Origin of the sequence: Dactylosporangium sp. CA-052675 (assembly GCF_050947935.1) — a bacterium.
In the GTDB taxonomy this organism is placed as follows: Bacteria; Actinomycetota; Actinomycetes; order Mycobacteriales; family Micromonosporaceae; genus Dactylosporangium.
The window spans coordinates 8,937,959-8,962,841 of record NZ_CP192010.1 but is presented as its reverse complement, the minus strand read 5'-3'; the positions used below and the strand labels follow the sequence as shown (position 1 = coordinate 8,962,841).

Here is a 24,883-nt window from a genome sequence, read left to right as displayed (position 1 = left end):
ACCCGGCAACCTCGACTTCGTTGCGTACTCCGGGTATGCGGCGTATACCTCGCGGAGCAGGTTGCTGAAGGAGCGGGACGGGACGTACTCGCGTACCACCGGGATGAACTGCAGTTCCGCCTTCGGTAGAAGCCGCCGGAGCCGGCGAGACGGTGCCGGCCGAAGACGACCTTGCGTCTATGGAGCCGACGCGACTCGCCTGCCTGCCGTCGGCGTTGGCGGTCCGCGGTGTTCCCTCACGCACTACACCGGACGGCTCCCGGTGCTCGCCTCAAAGCCGAAGACCACTGCCCGCCTGTAACCACGCTCCGGCCGTTGTACATCTACAAGTCCATGCCTTCCAGGAAGCGCCGAGCCTCCTCATCGTTCCTGCGGCCTTCTTCGCGGTACGACTCTGCGATGTCGCGGAGAGCGGCTGCGGTACGCGGGTGTGAGGCTTGCACAGCCTGGGCCCATCCTGCGTACTTGTCGGCCAGGTCATACTCCTGCTGCCCGCCTTCAGTCATGCCGCGAGAGGTGAACCCGCGCTTGTTATAAACTCCGATCGAGAAGCCCCGAGCCAGGCGTTCGTCGGGTGCGTCCTCCAGGACGTCGCGGATCGGCAGGGACGGAAAGGTTCCGTCCGCGTCCTCCGGCGAATGAGCGAAGACCTCACCGATTTGCAGTTCGCCGATCTCTGAACGGTCGGCCTCTTTAAGCAATTCGCGCGTCGCTTCGAGCCAGGCACGGAGGCCCGCGGCCTCAACGACGCCATCGTCGTTAGTACCGGGTACAACCTTCCACTCCCGAAGAAGTCGGAACGCGTTGGATGCTAGTGCCGAGTCTCCGGAGGACTGTTCGACGCGCTCTTGGTTCCTCGCGCTGGCAGGCCTGTAGACCGTCTCGATCATCTGGACGAACGTACGCGGATCGTTGGCCAGCAAGCGCTGAAGCGCGGGCATCTCGCCGTCATGCTGAAGGAGCGGCAGGTAACGCCACTCCAAAAGCGCGATTCGAACTTCGTCAACCCCGCGCTGCTTCAGAAAGCCGAGGAGACGTGAAATGTCGTAGGCAGAGACGATTCGCGCCTCGGGGTCGTCGCGCGTCCCAAACTCCTGGAGCGCTTGGATCACCAGAGTCTCGTCAACCTCGTCCTGGTGCCGTGTTGCATACATACTCAACGCGTCTACGGCGATGGCTGCGCGTCCGTGCGCAAGAAGGTTCTGAATTGCTTCGTTAAGGTAGGGGAAGTCTGCGCCGCGCCCGTACGGCGAAAACTCGGACCAGTACGCGATCTTCACGGCCTCGTCGTAGTCCCCCAGTGCGTTCCAGGCAGTCGACACATCCTCTGCCAACTGGAGAAGGCGTGCCTGGAGAAGCGGGCGGCCGTCGAAACTGTCGACCCAGCGGCGAATGTCTTCGATCGATCCGCGCAGTCGACGACGGGCGAACCCCTCGGCGAACTGGACCGCCGCCCGCTCTTCGCCGTCGAGGTCCGCGATCACCTCAGCGTCAACGGTGTCGGTCGTTGCAGCCAAGGCGGATCCGACCGCCCAGGGAAGTTCAACCGAGACGGCGAGCCGGCGAATGCCGTCCAGACCATCCTCAGCGAAGATTTGCGCGATCGCTGCTTCGCGACGCTCGCTGAGTGATGTGTCGTAGGTGCTGAGGTCATCGGCTGGAACGCCGATGTCGGGGTGCCAGTCGTCGAACAGCCATCGGTTCACATCAGCAGGCTGGGGCGGAGTCAGACTCTGTGCAATCTCCGCGAGTTGTCCGAGCCAATCCTCAGACAATGACCACTGAGCGTCGGCATACTCGCGGTGGTGTCTCACGTAGCCGTCCAGTGCCCCCCACAGTGCGTTGCGCTGCTCAGCAGTTAGGTCGTCCGCAGAGAGCGCTGACATCCCCGTGATCGCTTCTGCTCGGATGTCTGGAGGAAGACGATCGAACCTAGGGACGACCTCTTCCCAACGAGCAGGGTCAGCCTTGGCGAACCTCAGCACGAGCGACCCCGCAGCCTCCAGGGTGGTCAGAAAGTCCGCTCGCGTCGCAGGCGTGATCTCCGTCGCCCAGTCGCGAAACGTTGGAGTCTGGCTTTGCGTACCGAACTCGGAGTTGCTTGGGAACAACGAAAGCAGCAGGTCCCAGGACGCGTCGGGATGACGTCGCGCAAGGCTCTCCAATGTCTGAATGCGAGCATCTAATGATGCAGACGTTTGGGGCGACCAAGCTCTGAAGATCGCCAGCAGGCTCGCGCTCGGCCGATTGCTCAGGCGACCGCCTGGATCGATCTCGGCCAAGGCCGCGAGAGTCTCCGCGGCGTACGCCATATGCTGCTCCGACCAAGCGATTGCCTCAATCGCCCACAGCACTCCGGAGTGAGGGCTGCTCACATTCCATCGGTCGTCCGCGTCCTGGAAGAAACGCTTCCCGAGCGGGTACTCCCCTTGCGTTGCCTCCGAGATGGCACGCAGGAATGCATCCGGCGCTGCCTCCGCCAGGAGCGGCAAGACATCCGACATCGACGTCCACAGCTGCGCCTGTTCGTCCTCGTTCGCACGCGTAAACAGGCTCAAGGCAACTCGCTCAGCCCATTCTCGGGCCGAGCGGCCACCGGCCAAGCGGACATCGTCGCCTCGCCCGCCGAGCAGCGCGAGCGTCCGCGCCAGACCCTTCCGCAAGTTGGATGAATGCACAGGTACCTTGCCGTGCACGGCGGCGGCCCAGCGATCTTCCGCTGGAAGGTCGAGTCGAGGGTCGACCGCGCCGAGCACGGTTTGAACAGACCGCTCGAGGGCGACGAGGTCGCCCCCCGTGATCAGGCCGCGAGCCGCTCGCCACGAATCCTGCGGTGAGGCGACAGCCCACGTCGCGCCAACCTTGGTGAATAGCGGGTCAGCCTGACGGAGAGCCGCCTGAAGCGCCTCGTCCAAGTCGTCCGGTTCGGCTTCGCAAAGGCTCGTTAGGACCGCTTCATCACCGCTTCGAGACTGGCTCCATCCTCCAGCGAGCCAGGCCCGTCGGACGACGCGGTTCGCAAGGTCCGTCGCCCACGCTTCAGGGTCGCGCTGTCCATACCGACTAGCCACACGGCGAAGTGCCACCAGGCTCTTCGTGCCCGCCCTGACATACCGGTTGAGATTCTCGGCGGGAACGCCCGCCCCGGCGAGCGCGCTTTCAAGCGCTAGGTGGTCGTGCGGCGGCAGATCGATGTCGACGTCGCCATCTCGGTCAGTGATCACAAAGACGACATGGTGGTTCTCGACCAGGTGCGCTTCGCGTTGCAGTCCCTCCTCGTACGGAAGCAGGATCAAGAGACTGGACGTCCGATCGAGTCTGCGCAGGGTGACGCCGTCGTGCACGAGGAGCGACCGCGCGAGGATCGGTTCCGCGTCCTCTGGCGGGACCGCCATCATCGAGCAGGCCGCGAACGCCAACCCGTCGTCGACACTGACCGCCCGGATGAACGTCCGGCCGACGTCTTCGGCCAGGCGGCGGACGAGGATGGCGGCCAGGTCAGCTCGTCCGGCGAGTACGACCTCAGGAATCATCGTGGGGTCGAATCCACGGGAGTACCTTCCCCACCAATCTTCGATAGAGGTCGCTCCCAGCGGCTCAAGTCCGAGCAACTCCGACAGCCAGATCTGCACTGCCGGTGACGCCTCTAACGCTTGTTCGATGTCGTCGGCGTCGAGCACGCGAATGTCATGCCAAACGCCTTCGTCGCGCTTCCTCTGCTCCCAGTCCTTCTTGTCCTGCCACCGGCGCGGGGTGACGAAGACGAACGTGTGCTCTGCGGGGTCCATCCCTTGGGAGTTGTCAGTTCGTGACCTGTAGTCGCGCTGAGCTTTGTCGGCGGGGTTGGCGCCGACACCCATCTCCCAGACGCTTTTGCCCCCGGGCACGAAGGACGAAGGCCGGCCAGCCTCGACGAAGCCGTCGTAGCCGGTGAGGCCAACACCCTCGCCACCGCGCATCTCGACCCGCTGCACTTGGTCGTTCTCGGCACGGATCAGACGTCTCACCAGTCGGGGCAGGTCCGCTTGGGCGGACCGGGTGTCCGCCCACCGGTCGAGGTCCGTCGCGTCAGCGAGATGCGGCAGTCCGTACATCACCATGCCCCTCTATCCCGGGTAGACAGAGCCTAGCCTGTGCACTGCACAGGGTCCGCTCATGAAGCGCGGGCACCTCGGTGCAGGCCAGGCGGAAGACGAGTGTTAAGCGCTTATTGTCGGTCCCGCGGAGGGCCTGTTCGAGGCCGTCCGAGACGTGTTGGGCCGTCGCGGCGTCACTGCCGCGGTCGATGTCGTACTTGTGCCCACGTCGGCGCCCACGACGTCGAATGAGGCGCGGGACAGGTAGCCATACAGTCGGCCCCAGGCTGAGTGCGTAGTTGGGGCTAGTACGCGCAGGCGTACACGCACCCGCGCGTGATCTCCAGGGCGTTGAACTTGTCCCACTTGAGGCCGAACCCCGGGAAGTCGTCGAGCGGCCGGCGCGTCGCCTTGCCGGTGCGCACGAGCGTGCCCGTCGAGTCGCGGTACGCCAGCCCCGTGATCCCCGCCGGGTCGCCCTTCGCGTCGACGAGGCTCAGCAGCGTCGACTCGCCCTCGCCGACGGCCGCGACGTCCCAGCCCGCGTCGAGCGTCTGCACGGGCTCGGCCGTCGCGTGCACGCCGCCGGCGACGTGCGTGACGTTCGGGCCGTCGGCCGCGGCCCGGATCTGCTCGAGCTCCACGGCCAGCGCGGCCGCGTCCGGCGAGTAGAACGACCAGAGCACCAGCACCTTCGCGTCGCCGGCCGCGCGGATGTGCCCGGCCGTCTCCTCGACGCTCTCGCCGAAGCGGACCTCGTAGCGCGTGGCCGTCTCGTGCTCGCCGAGCGCGCCGAGCAGCGCGTGGAAGCCGTACGTCACCGCCTTGCGGTATCGCAGCACCAGGACCAGCTCAGGAGCGACCATGCCGCGATTTTGCCAGCCCCCGCCGAGGTCAGCTCAGCCAGACCACGATGCCGGTCAGGCCGGTGAGCACGGCCGCGGCGCCGGCGCGGATGGCGGCGTCGCAGCGCTCGGCCGTGAAGGAGGCGGCATCGTACGTCGAGGACGCCCCCAGCCCCTCCCCGCGGAACGACGCCCCGGCCCAGTCGACGGCGGTCACGTTGTGCGTCGGCTCGGCGAGCTCGGCCCCCACGACGAGGAACGGCTGCGCCAGATGGCTCGCGGTCACGACCGCCAGCGGGTCGACGAGGTCGTTGCCGGCGCTCACGATCAGGTCCGGGTGCATGCCGATCGCCCGCGTGATGTCGGCGACCGGGTCCGTGCCCGCGGTCACCGTGCGCAGGTCCACGCGGGCCGCGTCGGCCCACGCGCGCACCGCGGTGACCAGGGCCGTCGTCGGGGCGTCGGTGCCCTTGGTCAGCAGCACGACCCGGTAGCCGCGCGCCGGGCGTACGCCGTCCCACGAACCCGGCGCCGGCGTGATGGTGCCCTCCGGCGTCGGCGGCGCGGACGGGTCGACGAAGCCGGGGCCCAGCGTGCCGACCGGCGCCGGCATGGGCCGCGGCTGCGCCCAGCCGTCGGTCCGGGTACCGCAGCCGGCCAGCAGGAGGGCCGCGAGACCGCAGGCCAGGAGGCGACGCACGACACGGAATACCAGCAGATGCCCCCAGCCTCTTCAACCGGTCGGAGAAGACGTTCTTGATCGGTTCGCCGAACTGGAGATCGGCGTTCACCTGCGCCCTGCAACGTGACGCCGCGTGTCACGCATCGCGATCTCCGGCCTCGCCGCCGTGCTGTTCGCCGTCCTCTGGCCGAGCCCGGCCGATGCGCACGGGTTCTCCTCCACGGTGTACGCCGACGTCACCGCCGAGGCCGGCCGGGTCCACGCCGACCTGCAGCTCGAGTACGACCTCCTCGTCGTGTCCGCGGCCGACGCCGAGCGCGACGACGCCCTGTTCCGCGAGGGCACCGCGGCGTTCGAGGCCGGCGACACCACGGCCATGGCCGCGGCCCTGAACGCCCACGCGGAGCGGGCCCGCCACTACGTGACCGAGCGCTTCACGGTCCGGGGCTGCACGGCGACCCCGAGCGGCACCTTCACCATGGGGGAGCGGGAGGGCGTGCCCTACGCGACGACCGGCATCGACTGGGCGTGCCCGCAGGCCGGCGGCCACCTGGTCGAGGCCCGGCTGTTCCCGGACGCCGAGGGCTACGTCAAGGACGTCAAGACCATCGTCACGTACGCCGTCGACGGCCGGCACGGCAGCGCCGCCCTCGACGCCGGGCACCCCACGTTCGACACGGGCCAGCGGTGGTACCAGCGCTTCTGGGAGTTCTTCCGCCTCGGCGCCGAGCATCTGCTCACCGGCATCGACCACATCCTGTTCCTGGTCGCCCTCATCGCCGGCTCGCGCCGCCTGCGCGACATCGTCCTGGCCGCGACCAGCTTCACCCTCGCCCACTCGGTCACGTTCATGCTGGCCGCGCTCGGCCTGGTCGCGGTCCCGGCCGGCGTCGTGGAGCCGGTCATCGCCCTGTCCATCGCCGTGGTCGCGGCGATGAGCGCCCTGAACAAGGACGCGCACAAGGAGGCGACCGGCAACGCCCGCCTCGCCGTCGTGTTCTGTTTCGGGCTCATCCACGGGCTGGGGTTCGCCGGCGCGCTGGGCATCGACGAGCCGTTCTCGTGGACGCTGCTGTGGTCGCTGCTGGTGTTCAACGTCGGCATCGAGGCCGTGCAGCTCGGCCTGATCGGGCTCACCTTCCCGCTGCTGCTCCTGCTGCGCCGCAAAGCCCCCGAAACCGGGCGATGGGTGACCGGTGCCGTCGCGGCGGGCGTCGCGGTCATGGGGCTGGTGTGGTTCTTCCAGCGCCTGTGAATGGGCGTCCCGCTGGAGTTCACGCGCGATTCACGAGCCGGCGAAAGCGTGATCAAGCTTTTCCCCTACCCCCATCGGAAAAGGAAAGAAAATCCGATGAACCATCGCACCTCGCGCGTGGCCGCAGCGGCCACCGCGGCGCTCCTGGGCCTGGCCGTGGCCCTCGGCGGCAGCGGATCCCCCGCCGCCGCCGCGGACCCGGCCACGCTCACGGGCATCATCCTCGGCGTCGGCGCCAACGAGTCCCAGCGCATCGTGACCTGGTACTCCTCGGCCGACACCGCGCAGCAGGTCCAGCTCGCCCCGACCGCGTCGCTCACCGGCGGCGCGTTCCCGGCCTCGGCCGCCACCTTCGCGGCCATCGGCGGGGCGAACATCGCCACGAGCGGCGGCTTCAACCGCCACGCCACCCTGACCGGCCTGCAGGAGAACACCCAGTACTCCTACCGGGTCGGCGCGGAGGGCGCCTGGTCACCGGCGTACACCTTCAAGACGCAGGACTTCGAGGGCGACTACGACTTCCTGTTCTACGGCGACCCGCAGATCGGCTCGTCCGGCGACACGGCCCGCGACGCGGCCGGCTGGCGTGACACGCTCGACGTGTCGCTCGCGGCCAACCCGAACGCGGAGCTGCTGGTCTCGGGCGGCGACCAGGTCGAGACGGCCAACACCGAGTCGCAGTGGGACGCGTTCCTGTCTTCGGACAGGCTGCGGCAGTACCCGTGGGCGGCGACGATCGGCAACCACGACGTCGGCGGCAAGGCCTACGAGCAGCACCTGTTCACCCCGAACACGGACCGCTCCGGCCCGCTCTACGCCAACGGCAACCCGGCGTCGAACACGTCCGGCGGCGACTACTGGTACATCTACAAGGACGTGCTGTTCATCGACCTGAACAGCAACTCCTACGCCATCACCCAGGGCGGCGGCGGGGACGCGGCGCACATCGCCTACGTCACCGACGTGATCAACCAGCACGGCGCCGAGGCCAAGTGGAAGGTGCTCGTCTACCACCACGCGATCTACTCGCCGGCCGACCACGCCAAGGACGGGGACAACAAGACGCGCCGGGTCGACTTCCCGACCGTCTTCTCCAACCTGGGCGTCGACCTGGTGCTGCAGGGGCACGACCACTCCTACTCCCGCAGCTACGAGATCAAGAACGGCGCGAAGGCGAACCCGGCCGAGCAGCCCGGCGCCGCCGACGTGTACCCGGGCCCGGGCGGCGTCCTCTACGTCACCGGCAACTCGGCGTCGGGGTCGAAGTACTACGACATCACGGCCCCCGACAACAGCGGCACCAGCGGCGCGGGCAACGGCGCCGACCCGCTGAACCCGAACAACTACTGGTACAACTCGGTCCAGAACCAGGAGCACGTGCGCTCCTACGTGAAGGTCGAGGTGCGCAGCGACAAGCTCGTCGTGCAGAACCTCCGCAGCGGCACCTGCGCCGCCCCGAACGCGGCGGTCGAGCTCGGCAAGGTGTCCTGGTGCAACAACACGCCGGCCGCCCAGCCGGTGGGCTCGGTCGTCGACAAGGTCACGATCCACCCGTACCACGGCGACGGCCAGCAGCTGCAGGTCAACGTGCCCAACGCGGCGCCGGGCGAGTTCGGCTGGACCATCGACGGCTACAACGGCCTGGTCAGCCTCGGCACCGCGCAGGAGCACAACGGCGAGTACTTCGCCGCGACCGGCAAGCTCAACCCGATCGTCGTCACCGACACGCGCCGCACCCGGGCGCCGTGGTCGGTGTCGGCCAGCGTCAGCGACTTCAAGGACGCCGGCAAGACGTTCTCCGGCTCGTACCTGGGCTGGACGCCGAGCATCCTCGCGCCCGGCGCGGGGGCGAAGGCGGGCTCGCCGGTCGTGTCGTCGTACGACGACCAGGGCCAGGGCCTGTCGGTCTCCCGGCAGCTGGGCTACGCCGAGCAGGGCCACCCGAAGGGCACCGCCCAGCTGGGGGCCGGCCTCGACCTGAAGATCCCGGGCAGCGCCGAGAAGGGCGACTACCGGGCCACGCTCACGATCACCGCGCTGAGCAGCTGAACACCACGGGGCGGGCTGCGGCCCGCCCCACCCTTCCCCGAGCGAGGTACCCCATGCGTTTCACCAGGACCGTCATCGCCGCCGCGGTGCTCGCCGCCGTCGCCATCGCCGCCCCCGCGCACGCGGAGGAGGGCGACGTCGCCTGGACGGTGCGGACGGCCTCGAACACGTACGGCGCCGATCGCTCCAGCTACAGCTACGCCGTCAACCCCGGCGGCCAGGTCAAGGACGCGATGGTCGTCGCGAACCGGGGCAAGGCGCCGGTGAACCTGGCCGTCTACGCCGGCGACGGCTTCACCACCGGCACCGGCCAGCTCGACCTGCTGACGAAGGACAAGCCGTCGGCCGGCATCGGCGCCTGGCTGCACGCCACGAACGCGGCGGTCGCGATCGAGCCGGGCCAGACCGCCGAGATCCCGTTCACGCTCGACGTGCCGGCCAACGCCACCCCCGGCGACTACGCCGGCGGCATCGTCACCGCGCTCACCCGGCCCGACGCGGCCCAGGGCATCAACGTGGAGCGGCGCCTCGGCATCGCCGTCAAGCTGCGCGTCGGCGGCGCGCTGCACCCGGCCCTCGCGATCGACCGGCTGCGCGTGGACTTCGACGGCGGCGACGCGACGGTGACGTACACCATCCACAACACCGGCAACGCGATCCTCTCCGCCGACCAGAAGGTCTCGGTGGCCGGCCCGTTCGGGCTGATGCGCGCCGACGCCGGGGCGGTCAAGGCCCCGCCGCAGCTGCTGCCGGGCGAGACCTGGCAGGTGACGGTCCCCGTCCACGGCGTGCCGCGGGCGGGCTGGCTGACCGCGACCGCGTCGCTGACCCCGCGGCTGACCGACGCCTCGGGCTCGACGACGTCGCTGCCGGTGGTGAGCGCCGAGGCGCGCGCGTGGGCCGTTCCCTGGCTGTGGCTGGCCGGTCTCGTCGTGCTGATCGGCCTGCTGTTGCTGATTCGGTACCTCCTGAGGCGCAACCGGTCCCGTCAGGACGCCCGCGTTCGCGAGGCCGTGGAGCAGGCGCTTCAGGCCGGCGGGGTCACCGCGTAGACGGGCGCCGAGCGGGGCGAGCGGTTGCCGAGCAGTCCCCGGGCGTAGACGGCGAAGGTGTACTCCGTCGAGCCCTTCAGCCCGCGCAGCGTGATCTCCGGCCGCGAGGTCGCCGCCATCCGCGACTCGCTCGCCCCGTGCACGGCCATCACGAGGTAGGTCGTGCCGGCGGACCGGCGCGGCCAGGTCAGGCGCACGCTGCTCGAGGTGACGTCCGTGACCTTGAGCGAGGCTCCCGCCGTACCGTTGCGGTAGATCGTGGCCTCCCGGGTGTCCGTCGAGATGCCGTTCGGGCCCGTGAGGAACCGCTTGCCCCAGGGCGTGCGGCTGGCCGGGTCGAAGTCGTGCACCAGGTCCAGATAGCTGTAGGGCTTGTCGTTGCCGCTCCACGACCAGCCGAGGTATCCGACCGAGTGCCCCTCGGCGTAGGCCATGATCGCGTCCTCGTCCGGGTCGCCCCACTCGTGCTCGCCGGAGAACTCGCCGATGATGACCGGCAGCCGGCGCCGGGTGAACGAGCCCAGGTACGCGTTGACCTTCGCGGCGTTGTCGAACTCGCCGTACATGTGGATGTCGAACAGCGTGTCGCCGGTCGGGTCGGCCGCCTTGACCTTCTCGGCGTTGTCGCGCATGACGCCCACCTCGTCCTGGCCCCACCCGGGCGCGTCGACCATGAGCGTGTGCGTGAACCCGGCCGCGCGCAGCGTGCGGATCGCGTCCGAGGTCTGCTGCACCCAGGGCCAGTCGCCGCCGACGCCGAACGGCTCGTTGGCGATGTTGACGATGATGTGGTCCTGCTGCCCGGCGAGCTCGGAGCGCAGCGACAGCCAGAACGCGACCGCGTCGGCCATCGGGGCCGCCTTCTTGTCCTGGCCGAAGCCGGCCGTGTCGTGCGCGTCGAGGATGCAGACCAGCCGCTCCTGCCGGCACAGGTTGACGATGGTGCGCACCTCCTGCGGTTTGGTACGGCGGAACTGATGCCCGATCCCCAGCGGCACCCGCACCGCGTTGGCCCCGGCGGCCTTGATCGCCGCGAAGGAGCCGTTCTTGTCCGGGTACCAGATGAAGTCGTGGTTCACCCCGCGCAGCACCAGGTCGCTCCCGTTCGCCTCGACCAGGCGCCCGTTGCGCACGTGGATGCCGCCGCCCGGCTCCGCGGCACGCGCCGTTTCGCCGGGGATCGATACGGCGGCCAGGAGTAGAAACAGGATCAGCGCGCTCCTCATGGGGGCGTCGGCTACCCGGCGGCCGCGCGGTCTATCTCGCGGCCGGGATGATCCGGCCCGGTGCCCTGCTCGACGGCGTCGGCCACGGCCACCTCGACGACCCGCTCCAGCACCGAGGCGAGCATGCCGAGCGTCTCGTCGTCGAGGCGGGCCAGCAGCCGCTGCTGCGCCTTCGTCCCGCCGTCGGTGAGCTCGCGCAGGATGTCGTGCCCGGCCGGGGCGAGGTGGATGCGCCGGATGCGCCGGTCGTGCTGATCCTCGGTGCGCGTGACATAGCCCTGGGTCACCAGACGGTCCACGATCCCCGACAGCGTGGCCAGGCTCACACCGAGGCGGCGGGTGAGTTCGGCCGACGCGATCCCGTCGTGCCGCGACAGCAGCATTAGCACCTTGAGCTGCTGCATCGTGAGGTTAACTGAGAGCAGCGGATTGGTCCGGTCGTACGCGAGCAGGGCACGCATCCGTTCGTCGGCGGCGGCGACGCGCAGCAGGAGCGCTTCCCTGTGACTGTTCACAGGAATGTTGTACCCCCTGGATAAACTTTGCGCGAGGCGAACCGTTAGCATCACACGAACTAACGTCTGTCTAAGCCAACCGGAAGAAGACTCCAGACATGTCGTTTCTCGCCCGGCTCAGTTTGGCGAACCGGGGGCTGGTCGCGATCATCGCGATCGTCGTCCTGGGCTTCGGCGCCATTGCCATTCCGAAACTCAAGCAACAGCTCATCCCCTCGATCGACTTCCCGGCCGCCTTCGTGGTCGCGTCCTACCCGGGCGTGTCGCCGGACATCGTCGAGGAGCAGGTGACCAAACCGATCGAGGGCGCGCTGCAGGGCGTGCCCGGACTGACGGACATCACCTCCACCAGCCGCGAGGGTGTCGCGACGGTGCAGGTCTCGTTCGACTTCGGCTCGTCGGTCGACGACATCACCAACAAGATGAACACGGCCATCTCGCGTATCCGGACGCAGTTGCCGTCGGACGTCGACCCGCAGGTGATCGCCGGCTCGACCGACGACCTGCCGGCCGTGGTGCTGGCTGCGTCCCGCTCCGGTGACCAGATCGCCTTCGCGCAGCAGCTCAACCAGGTCGTCGTGCCGGAGCTGCAGGGCATCGAGGGCGTGCGCCAGGTCGAGGTGACCGGCGCCGAGAAGCAGAACGTGCTCATCACGCTCAACCCGCAGAAGGCGGGTCCGGCCGGGGTCAACGCGCAGTCGCTGACCGCCGCGCTCAAGTCCAACGGCGTGTCCTTCCCCGCCGGCACCCTGACCGAGGGCGACAAGTCCCTCGCGGTGCAGGTCGGCGGCACCCTGACCACGATGGACGAGCTCAAGAACCTCAACGTCACGCCCACCGCGAAGCTCGGCGACGTGGCCACGGTCGAGCTCAAGACCGTCGAGGCCACCTCGATCACGCGCACCGACGGCAAGCCGAGCCTCGGCATCTCCGTCACCGCCGCGCCCGACGGCAACGCCGTGAAGATCTCCCACGCGGTCCGCGACAAGCTCGCCGACCTCGAGAAGCAGCTCGGCGGCGACACGAAGATCACGTCGGTCTTCGACCAGGCGCCGTTCGTCGAGTCCTCCATCAAGAGCCTCTCCACCGAGGGCGCGCTCGGCCTGCTCTTCGCCGTCGTGGTGATCCTGGTCTTCCTGGTGTCGCTGCGCTCGACGCTCGTCACCGCCGTGTCGATCCCGCTGTCGGTCGTCGTCGCGCTCATCGGTCTGTGGATCGGCGACTACTCGCTCAACCTGCTCACCCTCGGCGCGCTCACCATCGCCGTCGGCCGCGTCGTCGACGACTCGATCGTGGTGCTCGAGAACATCAAACGACATCTGGAATACGGCGAGGCCAAGGTCCACGCCATCCTCACCGGCGTCAAGGAGGTCACCGGCGCCGTCGTCGCCTCGACCCTGACCACCGTCGCCGTGTTCCTGCCGATCGGCCTCGTCGGCGGCCTCGCCGGCGAGCTGTTCCGGCCCTTCGCGGTCACCATCGCCGTCGCCCTGCTCGCCTCGCTGCTCGTGGCCCTGACCGTGGTGCCGGTGCTCGCGTACTGGTTCCTGCGCCAGCCCAAGACCCTCGGCACCGAGGAGCGCGAGGCGATCGAGGCCAAGGCCCACGAGAAGGAGCGCCGCAGCCCGCTGCAGCGCGCCTACGTGCCGGTCATCTCCTGGGTCACCCGCAGCCGCGCCACCCGCTGGATCACCGTGGGGCTCAGCGTCGTCGTGTTCATCCTGACGATGGGCCTCGCCGGCGCGCTGAAGACGAACTTCATCGACCAGTCCGGCCAGACCGAGTTCTCCATCTCGCAGGAGCTGCCCGTCGGCTCCAGCCTGGCGACCACCGACGCGGCCGCCAAGAAGATCGAGGACATGCTCGGCAAGCGCTCCGACATCGAGGCGTACCAGGCCACGATCGGCGCCTCGGCGGGCTTCGGCTTCGCGGGCGCCCAGTCGGGCAACACGGCCAACTTCTCGGTCACGGCGAAGGACGGCACCGACGTCGAGAAGGTCGTCGACGAGCTGCGCGGCCAGGTCGCCGCGGCCGGCAGCAGCATCGGCACCGTGAAGATCACGTCGGGCGGCGGGGGCGGCGGCTCCGGCGACCAGCTCCAGGTCATCGTCAAGGCCAACAACCCCGACGAGCTCGCGAAGGGCGCCCAGCAGGTCGAGGCCGCGATGAAGGAGATCTCCGGCATCGCGGACGTCGAGAACAACCTCGCCGCGAGCAACCCCCGCGTCGACGTGAAGGTCAAGCGGGACGCCGCCGCGAAGTACGGCCTGAACGACGCGGCCGTCGGCGGCATCGTGGCGGCGGCGTACCGCGGCCAGACCCTCACCCAGATGACCATCGACGGCTCCCAGCGCGACCTGGTGCTGCGCTCCGGCCCGGCCCCGGCCTCGCTGGACCAGCTCAAGGCGCTGACCATCCCGGTGCCCGGCACCCCGCCGTTCGTGCGTCTCGACCAGATCGCCGACGTCGCCCAGGACACCGGCCCGGTCGCCATCACGCGCATCGACGGCAACCGCAGCGCCACCGTCACCGGCCGCGCCGACAGCGACAACCTCGGCGACGTCTCGGCCAAGCTGAAGACGAAGCTCGACGGCCTGAGCCTGCCCTCCGGCGTGACGGTCACCCTGGGCGGCGCGAGCCAGGACCAGGCCGAGGCCTTCGGCCAGCTGGGCCTGGCCATGCTGGCGGCGATCGCGATCGTCTTCATCATCATGGTGGCGACGTTCCGCAGCGTGGCCCAGCCCCTGATCCTGCTGGTGTCCATCCCGTTCGCCGCAACGGGCGCCATCATCCTGCTCCTGGCCACGAACACGCCCCTGGGCCTGCCCGCCATGATCGGCGTGCTCATGCTCATCGGCATCGTGGTGACCAACGCGATCGTGCTCATGGACCTGATCAACCAGTACCAGGAATCCGGCATGCACGTCCGCGAGGCGGTCGTCGAGGGCGGAAGGCGCCGCCTGCGCCCGATCCTCATGACCGCGGTCGCCACGATCTGCGCCCTGCTGCCGATGGCGATCGGCCTCACGGGCGAGGGCGGCTTCATCTCGCAGCCCCTGGCCATCGTGGTCATCGGCGGCCTGGTGAGCTCGACCCTGCTGACCCTGGTCCTGGTCCCGACCCTCTACACGATGGTCGAGTCGACGAAGGAGAAGCGCCGCCTGCGCCGCGAGGGCAAGCACGCGTCGCCGCTCACCGCCCCGGAACCGGACGGCGGCGAGTCGGACGGCCGTCACCGCGTCGACCCGTTGGAGCCCGCTCCGACGACCCTCTAGCACACGGCGCACCGGAAGGCCGGCTCCCGCGGGGGCCGGCCTTCCGCTGCGTAGTGCCACGGTGACGCGAACTGAGATCAACTTGGATGGGTGGGGTACCGTGGGGATGAAGCGGAACGGCCCCGGGGTCGCGTGTTCGGCCTCCGCTCGACGGACTCGCGTCACCTGGAGCTGACGACCGCCTTCGCTTCGACGCCAGCCGCTCGCGCGCACGTGACCACGCCCGGCCCTGGTCCCGGTTCCTGGCCGAGCCTCGATCGCGCTGGGCCCGCCCTGGGGCGGGCGCCCGACGCGCTCGGGCCCTGCCGCCGCTCTGTGCGGGCGGTCGCGTTCGTGGTCCGCGTCCGGGCCGCGGGGCCTCGCAGGCCCGGCTCGGCTCGGCTCGGTCGGCGGCGTGGCGCGGCGGCGCGGTCGAGGGCGGCCGGGCTCGCGATGTCGCGAAGCGCCCGCGCCGGGCCGCCTGCCCGCCCGGCCGGGGCGCGGGCGGCCGCCTGACGGGCGAAGCGGCGCGGCGGGATGCCTGGTGATCGAGGCCGAGGCGGGGGCCCTGGTGGTGGGGCGCCGCTCGCGGTCGCGTCGCAGCGGCCACCGGGGCGGGACGCTGACGTTTTCGCGTGACGGGGCCGGCCGGGTCAGCGGTTGCCGGGCTTCGCGGGGCAGGGCGTGGTGGCCGCTGCGGGCGGCGGCCATGGTCGCGTCGGAGGCCGCCTCGCGACGGCCGGGCCCGAACGCGGGGGAGTGGGGACCGCGCGCCGACGTGGGACCTCGCCTCGCGCACCCTCGTCGGCGAGCGGGAGCCGTCAAACCGTACGCCAGCGGCTGTGTAACGGACCCGGAAACGTCCCGGGGGCGCTGGATCTGGAACGTCGATGGCGCATGGCCTGGAAGCCGCGCCCGGGCAGGCCTCGGATCGGGGACTTCATGGGCGAGCCGAAGCGTCCGCCGGTGGCCGCGCGTCCAGCGCCCGACGGTGCCAGGAGCGCTTCCGGCGCGCGTCAATAAGCGGATATATCCGGATTTATTGCCGTCAAAGCGAATCTCACGACGGCGAGGCGAGCCGCGCCCGGCCCGAGTTCCGGCAGTGCGGCACTCAGGAGGGCTGCCGGGCCAGACCGCGGAGCCGCGTCCCGCCCGGGTTGCGTAAATGAGTTTATGGCGTAAAGTTCTTTGCATGACCCCCGTCGATGATGATGCGCCGCCCGCGTCGGCTGCCGCATCGCTCGCGCTCATCCAGAAGGAACAGGCCAACGCGGCCAGGACGATCGCGCTCAACCCGCTGCTCTACTACGTGCCGTGGGGGTTGGCCTGGCTCATCGGGTTCGGGCTGCTGTTCCTGCGCTACGGCCCCGACGGCAAGGTCTTCGCGCACCTCCCGGCCTGGCTCCCGCTCGCCACGCTCTTCGTGCTCATGGCCCTCGCCATGCTCAGCACGGTCCTGGTGAGCGTGGTCCGCGGCCGCGGCGTCGAGGGGCGGTCGTCGTGGCAGGGCACGGCGTACGGCTTCGCGTGGTTCTTCGCCTTCACCGGCCTCGGCATGACGATGAGCCACTTCTCGCGGCTGCTGCCCGAGCCCGAACGCGGCCTGCTCTGGGCCTGCGCGTCCGTGGGGCTCGTCGCCGCCATGTACATGTGCGGCGCCGCGATCTGGGTCTCCCGCGACATGTTCGTCTTCGGGGCCTGGCTCACCGTCATCAACATCGCGGGCGTCGCGGCCGGGGCCGGCTGGCACTCGCTCATCATCTCCCTCGGCGGGGGCGGCGGGCTGATCCTGCTCGGGGTCCTGTTCCAGCTCCGGGGCAAGCGTGGCTGAGCTGGACCCGGTGATCCACGTGCAGGCGCGCCTGCGGATCATGGCCGCGCTGTCGAGCCTCGGCGACTTCGACCGGATGACGTTCCCGCGGCTGCAGCAGCTGCTCGACATGACGGCCGGCAACCTCTCGGTACACCTGACGAAGCTCGAACAGGCCGGCTACGTCGAGGTCGTGAAGTCGTTCCGGGGCCGCACCCCGACCACCTCCGCCGGGCTCACCAAACGCGGCCGCGTCGCGTTCGAGGACTACACCAGCGCCTTACGAGCACTCATTGACCCACCCAAAGAGGAGTCGTAAATGCTCGCCCGCACCGTCGAGGTCAGCCGCCGCTACGGCGACACCCTGGCCCTGGACCGCGTCAGCCTGGACATCCCGCAGGGCGGCGTCGTCGGCCTGCTCGGGCCCAACGGCGCCGGCAAGTCCACGCTCATCAACCTCCTCGTGGGCCTGCGCCGCCCCACCAGCGGCACCGTCGAGCTCTTCGGCGGTGACCCGCGCGACCCGCGCAGCCGCCGCCGCATCGGCGTCACCCCGCAGGAGACGGGCCTGCCGTCCACGCTGCGGGTGCGCGAATGCGTGCAGTTCGTCGCCCGCCATTTTCCGGATTCGGTACCGCCGGCGGAGCTCCTGGCCCGCTTCGACCTCGCCGACCTGGCGCGGCGGCAGACGGGCGGCCTGTCGGGCGGGCAGAAGCGCCGCCTGGCCGTGGCCCTGGCCTTCGCGGGCCGCCCGAGCCTGGTGTTCCTGGACGAGCCCACCACCGGCCTCGACGTGCAGGCGCGACGGGCGCTCTGGGACGCGATCCGGGACTTCGCCGACAAGGGCGGCACGGTGGTACTGACCAGTCACTACCTCGAGGAGATCGAGGCCCTCGCGGACCGGGTCGTGGTCGTCGGCCACGGCCGCGTCCTGGCCGACGACACCGTCGCCGCGATCCGCGCCATGGTCGGCATCCACCGGGTCAGCGTCAGCGCCACCGAGCTGCCCGACCTGCCCGGCGTCGTCGGTGTCGAGCGGGCCGACGGGCGCACCTCCCTGCTCACCCCCGACGCCGACCAGCTGGTCCGCGACCTGGTCCGCACCGGGGTGCCCTTCCAGGGTCTCCAGGTGCAGCCGACCACGCTGGAAGAGGCGTTCCTGACCCTGACGAGCACCGGACGGTAGCCGCGATGACCTCCCTGGCCCTCACCCACGCCCGTTTCCGCATCCTCGAGACGATCCGCATCCCCGTCGCCGTCGTCGGCGGCGCGTTCTTCCCGGCCGCGTCGATGCTCTTCTTCGTCGTACCGTTCGCCGGCGACAACCCCGAAGGCGCCACGTTCGCGACGGCCTCCATGGTGATGTTCGCGGTGATGACGAGCTCCCTGTTCACCTACGGCGTCGGCGTCTCCGAGGACCGCGCGCAGCCCTGGGACCCGTTCACCCGCACCCTGCCGGCCGGCCCCGCGGCCGCGTTCGCCGGGCGCATCCTGTCCGGCCTGACGTTCATGGCCATCTCGCTGCTGCCGGTGGTCGTCATCGGCTGGCTGTTCACCGCGGCCACGACGAGCGCGACGGGCCTGCTGCTCGCCCTCGGCGCCGTCGTCCTCGGCGCGCTGCCGTTCACGTTCATGGGCCTCGCGATCGGCTACGCGCTGCCGATGAAGGCCGCCCTGGCCGTCGCCCAGATCATCTTCTTCCCGCTGGCGTTCGGCGGCGGCCTGCTCTCGGCCCCGGGCCAGGCGCCCGGCTTCGTGGAGACGATCGCCCCCTACCTGCCCACCCGCGGCGCGGTCGAGCTGGTCTGGGCCGCGGTCGGCGACTTCCGCGTCTCGGCGACCTCGATGCTGTCGCTGGCCGCGTGGACCCTCGTGATGGCCGCCCTGGCCGCCTGGGCCTTCCGCCGCGACGAGGGCGCCCGCTTCAGCTGACGGGGGAGGCGGGCGCACGGCCGGGGAGCCCGAGCCGGTGCCGCGGCACCGGCTCGGGCTCCCTCCGGCGCGACGCCGCATCGCCCGCCCGCGCGCGCTACCGGGCCAGGAGGCCGAGCAGGTGCCGGGTCACGAGTTCGGGCTGCTCCTCGGCCATGAAGTGGCCGGCCGCAACCGTGTGGTGGTGCAGGTCCGGCGCCCAGGCGCTCCAGCGGGCCCTGGCGTCGAAGCCCATCGCGGCGCCCCAGTCCTGCTGCAGCACCGTGACCGGCATCGCCAGCCGGTCGCCCGCGGCCCGGGAGGCCTCGTCGTGCTCGACGTCGACCGTGGCGGTCGCGCGGTAGTCGGCGACGATGGACGGGATCGCGTCGCGGGAGGCCCGCAGGTACCGCTGCCGCATCTCCGGCGGCAGGGAACCGTCGCCCCACGCGTCGAGGAAGTGCCCGAAGAACGCGTCGGGCGCCCCGGCGATGAGCCGCTCCGGCAGCGGGGCCGGGGCCGCCATCAGGAACAGGTGGAAGCCGACGACGCCGGCCGTGCCGCGCAGTACCTCCCAGGAATCCAGCGTCGGCAGCACATCCAGCGCGGCGAGGTGGGTGATGCGGGACGGGTGGTCGAGCCCGGCCCGGATCGCGACGAGGGCCCCGCGGTCGTGCCCGGCGAGCGCGAACCGCTCGAACCCGAGCGCCCCCGCGAGCGCGACGACGTCCTGGGCCATGACCCGCTTGGCATAGGCGGCGGTACCGTCCGGCTTGTCGCTGTCACCGTAGCCGCGCAGATCCGGGCAGATGACCGTGTGCCCGGCGGCCGCGAGCGCCGGGGCCACGTGCCGCCACATCAGGTGCGTCTGCGGGAATCCGTGCAGCAGGACGACGGGGCTCCCCGCCCCGCACACGGCGACGTTGAGGGAGACGGCGGGGGCGACTTCGACGCGACGGTACGACAATTCCATGCCACCGACCCTGCGCCCGCCCGATCAGCATCGGATCAGCGGCGAATAATCGACTCCGTGATCTCCTTCGGCGTCCTGGGCCCGCTGGAGGCCCGGGATCCGCAACCGGTACCGCTCAAGGGCCCCCGCCACCGCACGCTGCTGGCCCGCCTGCTCGTCGCGCGCGGCCGGGTGGTCCCCGTCGGTGTGCTCGCCGACGACATGTGGTCCGGCACCCCGCCACCCGGCGCCGTGGCCGCGATCCGCACGTTCGTCGCGGACCTGCGCCGCGCGCTGGAGCCGGACCGCCCGCCGCGCGCCGAGCCGCGCCTGCTGGTGACCGCCGCGCCCGGGTACGCCCTGCGCGCCGCCCCCGACTCCGTCGACGCCGTCCGCTTCGAGCGGCTGCTCGCCGCCGGGACCCTCGAGTCCCTGGACGAGGCCCTGGCGCTGTGGCGCGGCCCGGCCTACGCGCAGTGGGCGGAGCAGCCGTGGGCGCGCGCCGAGATCGACCGGCTGGACGAGCTGCACCAGCTGGCCGTGCAGCGCCGGGCCGCGGCCCTGCTGGAGCGCGGCCGCCCGGCGGAGGCGGTCTCGGACCTGCGCCCGTTCGTCGCGGCGCACCCGCTGCGCGAGGAGTCCTGGCGGCTGCTGGCCCTGGCGCTGTACCGCTCCGGCCGCCAGGGAGACGCCCTGGCCGCTCTGCGCGAGGCCCGCGACACGCTCGTGTCGGAGCTGGGCGTCGACCAGGGCCCGGCCCTGCGCGCCCTGGAGCGCGACATCCTGGCGCAGTCCGAGAGCCTCACCCCGCCGGGCCTTGCCGAGCCCTCGGCCCGGCTCTTCGGGCGCGACGACGAGCTCGCCCGGCTCCGCGGCAGCACCGCGTCCGTGGCGCTCGTCGAGGGCGAGGCGGGCGCCGGCAAGAGCGCCCTCGTGGAGGCCTTCGCCCGCGAGTGGGCGGCGGGCGGCCGCCCGGTGCGGTGGGGGAGGGCCGGCGAGCACGAGGGCGCCCCCGGCACCTGGCCGTGGACGGACCTGCGCACCGCGGCCGACGAGCTCGGCCCGGGCCCGGTGCTGCTCGTCGCCGAGGACGTGCACCGGGCCGACCAGGACGTGTGGGACGTGCTCGCGGCGCTGCCCGGGCGGGTCCGGCTCCTGGCGACCGCGCGGGACACCGACCCGGGCCCGCAGTACGTCGCGTTCCTGGCCCGGCTCGCCCGCGCCGAGCCGCTGCGCATCCGGCTGGGCGGCCTCGACGAGCGGGCCACGGCCGGCCTCGCGCGGGAGGTCGGGGGGCGGGAGCTGGGGGCACGGGAGGTACGCCTGCTGCGGGAACGCACCGGGGGCAACCCGTTCTTCGTGCGGGAGCTGGCCCGCCTGCTGGCCACGGAGGGCCCGGCCGCGCTGCGCACCGTGCCGCCGGGCGTCCGCGACGTCATCCGGCACCGCCTGGCCCAGCTGCCCGAGCCGACGCGGGACGTCCTGCGCCGGGCCTCCGTCCTCGGCCGGGACATCGACCCGGAGCTCCTGGCCGCCCTGACCGCCCTGACCGCCCTAGCAGGCACGGCCGGCACGGACGTGCTGGACGCGCTGGAGGAGGCGACGCGGGCGGGGTTCCTGGCCGACGGCACCCGGTTCGCGCACGTCCTGGTCCGCGACACCATCTACGGCGACCTGTCGCAGCCGAGGCGCGCGGCCTGGCACAAGGCCGCGGGCGAGGCGGCGGAGGCGTTGTCGCCCGGGGACGCGGACGTCATGGCGTACCACTTCACGGCGTCGGCCCTGCGCACCACGGCCCCGAAGGCGGCCCGGTACTCGGCCGAGGCCGCGGCCCGGGCCGAGCGCCGCAACAACCCGCACGAGGCCGCCCGCCTGTGGCGGCAGGCGCTGGACCACGCGCCCGGCGACGCCGGGTCGCTGCTGGGCCTGAGCCGGGCCCTGGCCGTGACCGGCCACCTGGAGCAGTCCCGCCGCCTGCGCGCCACCGCGGTGTCGATGGGCGGCCTGGACACCTTCGCCGTACCGGCGATCTGGCCGAGGAACGACGACGAGCCCCTGTCCGCCGCGATCGCCGCGGCGGCCGAGCGGGCCCTGCCGCACGCCTCGGGCCAGGCGAGGTCCCGGCTGCTGTCGACGCTGGCCATGGAGCTGCGCGGCGCCCGGGACGCGCGGGGGCTCGAGGCCGCCGAGGAGGCCTACGCGCTGGCCGGCCCCGATCCGGCCCTGCGTGCCCTGGCCCTCAACGCGAGGTTCCTGCACAGCTTCGCGACCCCGGGCCGGGCCCCCGCGCGGATGGCGATCGCCGAGGAGCTGCTGGACCTGGCGTCCGCGCACGACCTGGTCACCTTCGCCGTGCTGGGCCACCTGATCGCCCTGCAGTCCGCGTGCGCCCTGGACGACCTGCCGCGGGCCGACGAGCACGCGGCGGCGGCCGACGCGCTGTCCACGCGCTACGGCCTGCCGGTCGTCCCCGTCTTCACCGCCTGGTACGCCGCCCTGCGCCTGGCCGCCGCGGGCGCCGCCGACGAGGCCGAGCGGGCGTACCGTGCCGCGGACGCCGTCCTCGCGAGGTCCCAGATGCCGGGGATGCACGAGGGGCTGCTGGGCCTGGCGCTGGTGTCGATCGGCCGCTGGACCCCGGCGGACGACCTGGGCCCGTACGAGCCCTGGGCCCGCCCGCTGCTGCACCGGGACCGCCGGGCCCTGCGCGACCTGCCGCCGTCCCCGCACGACCTGCTCCGGGAGGCGCGGCTGTGCCTGGCCCTGCGGGCGGCGCGGGAGCTGGGCGACACCGCGACCCACGCCCGGCTGTCGGCGGAGCTGCGCCCGGCCGCGAACGAGCACGCGGCCGGCAGCGGCGTCCTGACCCTGGGCCGGGTCGCCGACTACCTCTGACCCGCCGACGACCGCTGGGCGGCCGGGGACGGTCACGCGCCGCCGCGCTCCGGGGGACTGACGAGCACCACGCGGTCGGCCGGGTGGCGGGTCTCGAACTCGTCGGTGCGGATCACGATCAGCGGGACGCCCGGGACGATCTGCAGGTCGTGGCGCTCGTCGGCCGTCGGCATCCGGGCCGTGATCTCGGCCGCCGGCGGCACCGGCAGCTCCTGCAGCGGGCCGGTCCGGCGAACCCTGGAGCGCCGGCCCCGCTCGGTCACGATCACGCCCTCGCTGCGCAGCGCCGTCATCGCGTCGCGCACGACGTCGCGGCTCACCTCGTACTGCTCGGCCAGCGCCGCCTCGCTCGGCAGCACCGATCCCGGCGGGAGGTCCCCGCTGCGGACGCGCTCCTGCAGGGCGTTCGCGACCTGGCGGTACAGCGCGTGCACGGAGCGGCGATCGAGCATGGCCAGGACGCTATCACCGGAATGGCCATGTGGCCATACATTGAGCGCGCGTCAGGGCTTGTGCGGGCAACGGTGCAGCGGCCGCCGCGGGATGCGGGCCGGGCGGCGGATCGACACCAGGCGGGCCGGGCGGACCGCGGGCAGCTTCGACGAGGCCGGGGCCGTCGTCCCCGCCGCCGCGCCCGACACCGCGGCCAGGTGCGACGACAGGGCCGCGTGCAGCAGGGTCGGGGACGACGACGGGTTCGGGGCCGCCGTCGACGGGTTCGCGCGGCGGTTCAACGGCTGGTACGTGCGCTGCTGCGGCACCCGCGGACGGTTCGCGGGGGCGGCGGCGCGAGTGGGGTCGGCCGGCATGGGCAGCGTGGTCTCCGCCGGGGCGTCGTCCTGCTCGGGGCGGGTCACGATGAACGCGACGACCGCCGCCACGAGGACGGGGACCAGGTAGAGCAGGGCTCCGGCGTATTGCTCGGCCACGGCGGGGACTCCCAACGGCTGCACACGACTGACCTGCGCAACGCTACGGATTCCGCCGCACCCACCGTGTCATCCGGTCGGGTCCTGCTGCAAGTCCGGCCGGGGTGCAGCTGCGGTGCAAACCTCCCGGTACCACTCGTAGGACCGCCGCGGGGTGCGCCGCTGGGTGTCGAAGTCGACGTGGACGAGGCCGAAGCGCTGGTCGTAGCCGTCCGCCCACTCGAAGTTGTCCAGCAGCGACCAGGTGCAGTAGCCGTGCACCTCGACGCCGGCGTCCATGGCCGCGCGCACGGCCCGCAGGTCGCCCGCGATGTAGTCGATGCGGAACTGGTCGTCGAGGTCGGGCCAGGAGCAGCCGCTCTCGGTGATCCAGATCGGCGGGAGCCGGTCGCCGTAGCGCTCCTTGAGCCCGACCAGCAGCTCCCGCAGGCCGTCGGGGACCACGGGCCAGCCGTAGGCGGTCTTCGGGTACCCCTCGATGTCGAGGCGCACGAAGGGCAGCGGGTCGCCCTCGGGCGGGGCGGCGATCAGCGACGGGTTGTAGTAGTTGACGCCCATCGCCTGGATCGGCTGGGAGATGACCTCCAGGTCGCCCTCCAGCACGATGGAGTCGACGTCGGCCGTGGTCAGGAACTCGTAGCCGGGCGGGTACTGCCCGAGCAGGATCGGGTCCGTGAACAGGTGGTTCTGCACCAGGTCGTAGACGGCCGCGGCCAGCTGGTCCTCGTCGGAGTCGCTCCTGGGCCGGACGGGCGAGTGGTTGTTGGCCAGCGTCACCGGCGCGTTCGAGGTGCGGCGCAGGGCCGACACGGCCAGACCGTGGGCGAGCAGCAGATGGTGGACCACCGGCAGCTGGTCGGAGAGCATCCGCAGCCCGGGGGCGTGCACGCCCTGGACGTGGCCGAGGGCGAAGTGGATGTACGGCTCGTTCAGCGTGATCCACAGCTTGACCCGGTCGCCGAGGCGCTCGCCGAGCAGCTCCGCGTACTCCCCGAAGCGCATCGCCGTGTCCCGGTTCGCCCAGCCGCCCTGGTCCTGCAGCGCCTGCGGCAGGTCCCAGTGGAACAACGTGACGAGCGGGTCGATGCCGCGCGCGAGCAGCCCGTCGACGAGCCGGTCGTAGAAGTCGAGCCCGGCGGCGTTGGCGGGGCCCTCGCCGGTGGGCTGGATGCGCGGCCAGGCCACCGAGAAGCGGTACGCCCCGGCGCCCAGCCCCGAGATCAGGTCGAGGTCGGACTCCCACCGGTGGTAGTGGTCGCAGGCCACGTCGCCGGTGTGCCCGTCGCGGGTCGCGCCGGGGGTGTGGGCGAAGGTGTCCCAGATGGACGGTCCGCGCCCGTCCTCGGCGACGGCGCCCTCGATCTGGTATGCGGCGGTGGACACGCCGAAGCGGAAGCCCGGCGGGAACGGCGGTAGATCCGGCATACGGCGC

General features: G+C 71.5%; 18 protein-coding genes. 9 read left to right on the top strand and 9 right to left on the bottom strand.

Features of this window, described 5'->3' with window-relative positions:
• Window positions 1–323: 323 nt before the first annotated feature.
• The 3 genes from ACQP1P_RS40135 to ACQP1P_RS40125 form a co-directional block, all read right to left on the bottom strand.
• Window positions 324–4,100 (bottom strand): hypothetical protein, encoded by a 3,777-nt coding sequence (locus tag ACQP1P_RS40135; RefSeq protein ID WP_433079429.1) that lies wholly within the window; start codon window positions 4,098–4,100, stop codon window positions 324–326.
• Between the two features lie 281 nt (window positions 4,101–4,381).
• Window positions 4,382–4,942, bottom strand: a complete 561-nt coding sequence (locus tag ACQP1P_RS40130) for a hypothetical protein (RefSeq protein ID WP_433079427.1) — start codon at window positions 4,940–4,942, stop codon at window positions 4,382–4,384.
• Window positions 4,943–4,970: 28 nt separating this feature from the next.
• Entirely contained in the window at window positions 4,971–5,621 is a 651-nt protein-coding gene (locus tag ACQP1P_RS40125) for a hypothetical protein (RefSeq protein WP_433079425.1), read from the bottom strand.
• 115 nt (window positions 5,622–5,736) lie between these two features.
• Here ACQP1P_RS40125 and ACQP1P_RS40120 point away from each other — a divergent pair, with 115 nt between their 5' ends.
• The 3 genes from ACQP1P_RS40120 to ACQP1P_RS40110 all read left to right on the top strand — a co-directional run bounded on the left by ACQP1P_RS40120 (window position 5,737) and on the right by ACQP1P_RS40110 (window position 9,959).
• Window positions 5,737–6,858: a HupE/UreJ family protein gene (locus ACQP1P_RS40120; RefSeq protein ID WP_433079423.1), complete on the top strand. Its 1,122-nt coding sequence runs from the start codon at window positions 5,737–5,739 to the stop codon at window positions 6,856–6,858.
• Window positions 6,859–6,954: 96 nt separating this feature from the next.
• Window positions 6,955–8,907, top strand: coding sequence for a fibronectin type III domain-containing protein (locus tag ACQP1P_RS40115; protein WP_433079421.1), 1,953 nt, complete (start codon window positions 6,955–6,957; stop codon window positions 8,905–8,907).
• A gap of 53 nt (window positions 8,908–8,960) precedes the next feature.
• Window positions 8,961–9,959, top strand: a complete 999-nt coding sequence (locus ACQP1P_RS40110; RefSeq protein WP_433079419.1) for a COG1470 family protein — start codon at window positions 8,961–8,963, stop codon at window positions 9,957–9,959.
• Here ACQP1P_RS40110 and ACQP1P_RS40105 read toward each other — a convergent pair.
• Both ACQP1P_RS40105 and ACQP1P_RS40100 read right to left on the bottom strand, forming a co-directional pair.
• The gene (locus tag ACQP1P_RS40105) at window positions 9,935–11,185 is read right to left on the bottom strand and encodes a cellulase family glycosylhydrolase (protein WP_433079417.1); all 1,251 of its coding nucleotides are present in this window, start codon (window positions 11,183–11,185) and stop codon (window positions 9,935–9,937) included. The two genes, ACQP1P_RS40110 and ACQP1P_RS40105, sit on opposite strands and share 25 nt — an antisense overlap.
• Window positions 11,186–11,196: 11 nt before the next feature.
• A complete protein-coding gene (locus ACQP1P_RS40100) occupies window positions 11,197–11,700 on the bottom strand; it encodes a MarR family winged helix-turn-helix transcriptional regulator (RefSeq protein ID WP_433079415.1) in 504 nt (167 codons plus the stop codon).
• A gap of 98 nt (window positions 11,701–11,798) precedes the next feature.
• Between ACQP1P_RS40100 and ACQP1P_RS40095 the strand changes: the two genes are divergently transcribed.
• The 5 genes from ACQP1P_RS40095 (at window position 11,799) to ACQP1P_RS40075 (ending at window position 18,696) form a co-directional block, all read left to right on the top strand.
• Window positions 11,799–14,975, top strand: a complete 3,177-nt coding sequence (locus tag ACQP1P_RS40095) for an efflux RND transporter permease subunit (RefSeq protein WP_433079414.1) — start codon at window positions 11,799–11,801, stop codon at window positions 14,973–14,975.
• Window positions 14,976–16,146: 1,171 nt separating this feature from the next.
• The gene (locus tag ACQP1P_RS40090) at window positions 16,147–16,785 is read left to right on the top strand and encodes a transporter (RefSeq protein ID WP_433079412.1); all 639 of its coding nucleotides are present in this window, start codon (window positions 16,147–16,149) and stop codon (window positions 16,783–16,785) included.
• Complete coding sequence (locus tag ACQP1P_RS40085) at window positions 16,778–17,083, top strand: winged helix-turn-helix domain-containing protein (RefSeq protein WP_433079410.1); 306 nt, start codon at window positions 16,778–16,780, stop codon at window positions 17,081–17,083. The genes ACQP1P_RS40090 and ACQP1P_RS40085 overlap by 8 nt, the downstream gene beginning before the upstream one ends.
• Window positions 17,084–17,950, top strand: a complete 867-nt coding sequence (locus ACQP1P_RS40080; RefSeq protein WP_433079408.1) for an ATP-binding cassette domain-containing protein — start codon at window positions 17,084–17,086, stop codon at window positions 17,948–17,950.
• 5 nt (window positions 17,951–17,955) lie between these two features.
• Window positions 17,956–18,696, top strand: coding sequence for an ABC transporter permease (locus tag ACQP1P_RS40075; protein WP_433079406.1), 741 nt, complete (start codon window positions 17,956–17,958; stop codon window positions 18,694–18,696).
• A gap of 97 nt (window positions 18,697–18,793) precedes the next feature.
• Here ACQP1P_RS40075 and ACQP1P_RS40070 read toward each other — a convergent pair whose 3' ends face one another.
• Entirely contained in the window at window positions 18,794–19,648 is an 855-nt protein-coding gene (locus ACQP1P_RS40070; RefSeq protein WP_433079404.1) for an alpha/beta fold hydrolase, read from the bottom strand.
• A 57-nt stretch (window positions 19,649–19,705) separates the two neighbouring features.
• Between ACQP1P_RS40070 and ACQP1P_RS40065 the strand changes: the two genes are divergently transcribed.
• Window positions 19,706–22,522, top strand: a complete 2,817-nt coding sequence (locus tag ACQP1P_RS40065; protein ID WP_433079402.1) for a BTAD domain-containing putative transcriptional regulator — start codon at window positions 19,706–19,708, stop codon at window positions 22,520–22,522.
• Between the two features lie 32 nt (window positions 22,523–22,554).
• Here the strand turns inward: ACQP1P_RS40065 and ACQP1P_RS40060 are convergent, their stop codons facing one another.
• The 3 genes from ACQP1P_RS40060 to ACQP1P_RS40050 form a co-directional block, all read right to left on the bottom strand.
• On the bottom strand, window positions 22,555–22,974 hold the full coding sequence (locus tag ACQP1P_RS40060) for a winged helix-turn-helix domain-containing protein (protein WP_433079401.1): 420 nt from the start codon (window positions 22,972–22,974) through the stop codon (window positions 22,555–22,557).
• Between the two features lie 51 nt (window positions 22,975–23,025).
• Window positions 23,026–23,451: a hypothetical protein gene (locus ACQP1P_RS40055; protein ID WP_433079399.1), complete on the bottom strand. Its 426-nt coding sequence runs from the start codon at window positions 23,449–23,451 to the stop codon at window positions 23,026–23,028.
• Window positions 23,452–23,520: 69 nt separating this feature from the next.
• Window positions 23,521–24,876 (bottom strand): GH1 family beta-glucosidase, encoded by a 1,356-nt coding sequence (locus ACQP1P_RS40050; RefSeq protein ID WP_433079397.1) that lies wholly within the window; start codon window positions 24,874–24,876, stop codon window positions 23,521–23,523.
• Between the last annotated feature and the right edge of the window lie 7 nt (window positions 24,877–24,883).

What these genes read in the sequence shown, in the direction of transcription:
- ACQP1P_RS40135 (WP_433079429.1), bottom strand. Translation starts at nt 4,100, where the DNA reads ATGGTGATGTACGGACTGCCGCATCTCGCTGACGCGACGGACCTCGAC.
- ACQP1P_RS40130 (WP_433079427.1), bottom strand. Translation starts at nt 4,942, where the DNA reads ATGGTCGCTCCTGAGCTGGTCCTGGTGCTGCGATACCGCAAGGCGGTG.
- ACQP1P_RS40115 (WP_433079421.1), top strand. Translation starts at nt 6,955, where the DNA reads ATGAACCATCGCACCTCGCGCGTGGCCGCAGCGGCCACCGCGGCGCTC.
- ACQP1P_RS40110 (WP_433079419.1), top strand. Translation starts at nt 8,961, where the DNA reads ATGCGTTTCACCAGGACCGTCATCGCCGCCGCGGTGCTCGCCGCCGTC.
- ACQP1P_RS40105 (WP_433079417.1), bottom strand. Translation starts at nt 11,185, where the DNA reads ATGAGGAGCGCGCTGATCCTGTTTCTACTCCTGGCCGCCGTATCGATC.
- ACQP1P_RS40095 (WP_433079414.1), top strand. Translation starts at nt 11,799, where the DNA reads ATGTCGTTTCTCGCCCGGCTCAGTTTGGCGAACCGGGGGCTGGTCGCG.
- ACQP1P_RS40090 (WP_433079412.1), top strand. Translation starts at nt 16,147, where the DNA reads ATGACCCCCGTCGATGATGATGCGCCGCCCGCGTCGGCTGCCGCATCG.
- ACQP1P_RS40080 (WP_433079408.1), top strand. Translation starts at nt 17,084, where the DNA reads ATGCTCGCCCGCACCGTCGAGGTCAGCCGCCGCTACGGCGACACCCTG.
- ACQP1P_RS40075 (WP_433079406.1), top strand. Translation starts at nt 17,956, where the DNA reads ATGACCTCCCTGGCCCTCACCCACGCCCGTTTCCGCATCCTCGAGACG.
- ACQP1P_RS40070 (WP_433079404.1), bottom strand. Translation starts at nt 19,648, where the DNA reads ATGGAATTGTCGTACCGTCGCGTCGAAGTCGCCCCCGCCGTCTCCCTC.
- ACQP1P_RS40060 (WP_433079401.1), bottom strand. Translation starts at nt 22,974, where the DNA reads ATGCTCGATCGCCGCTCCGTGCACGCGCTGTACCGCCAGGTCGCGAAC.
- ACQP1P_RS40050 (WP_433079397.1), bottom strand. Translation starts at nt 24,876, where the DNA reads ATGCCGGATCTACCGCCGTTCCCGCCGGGCTTCCGCTTCGGCGTGTCC.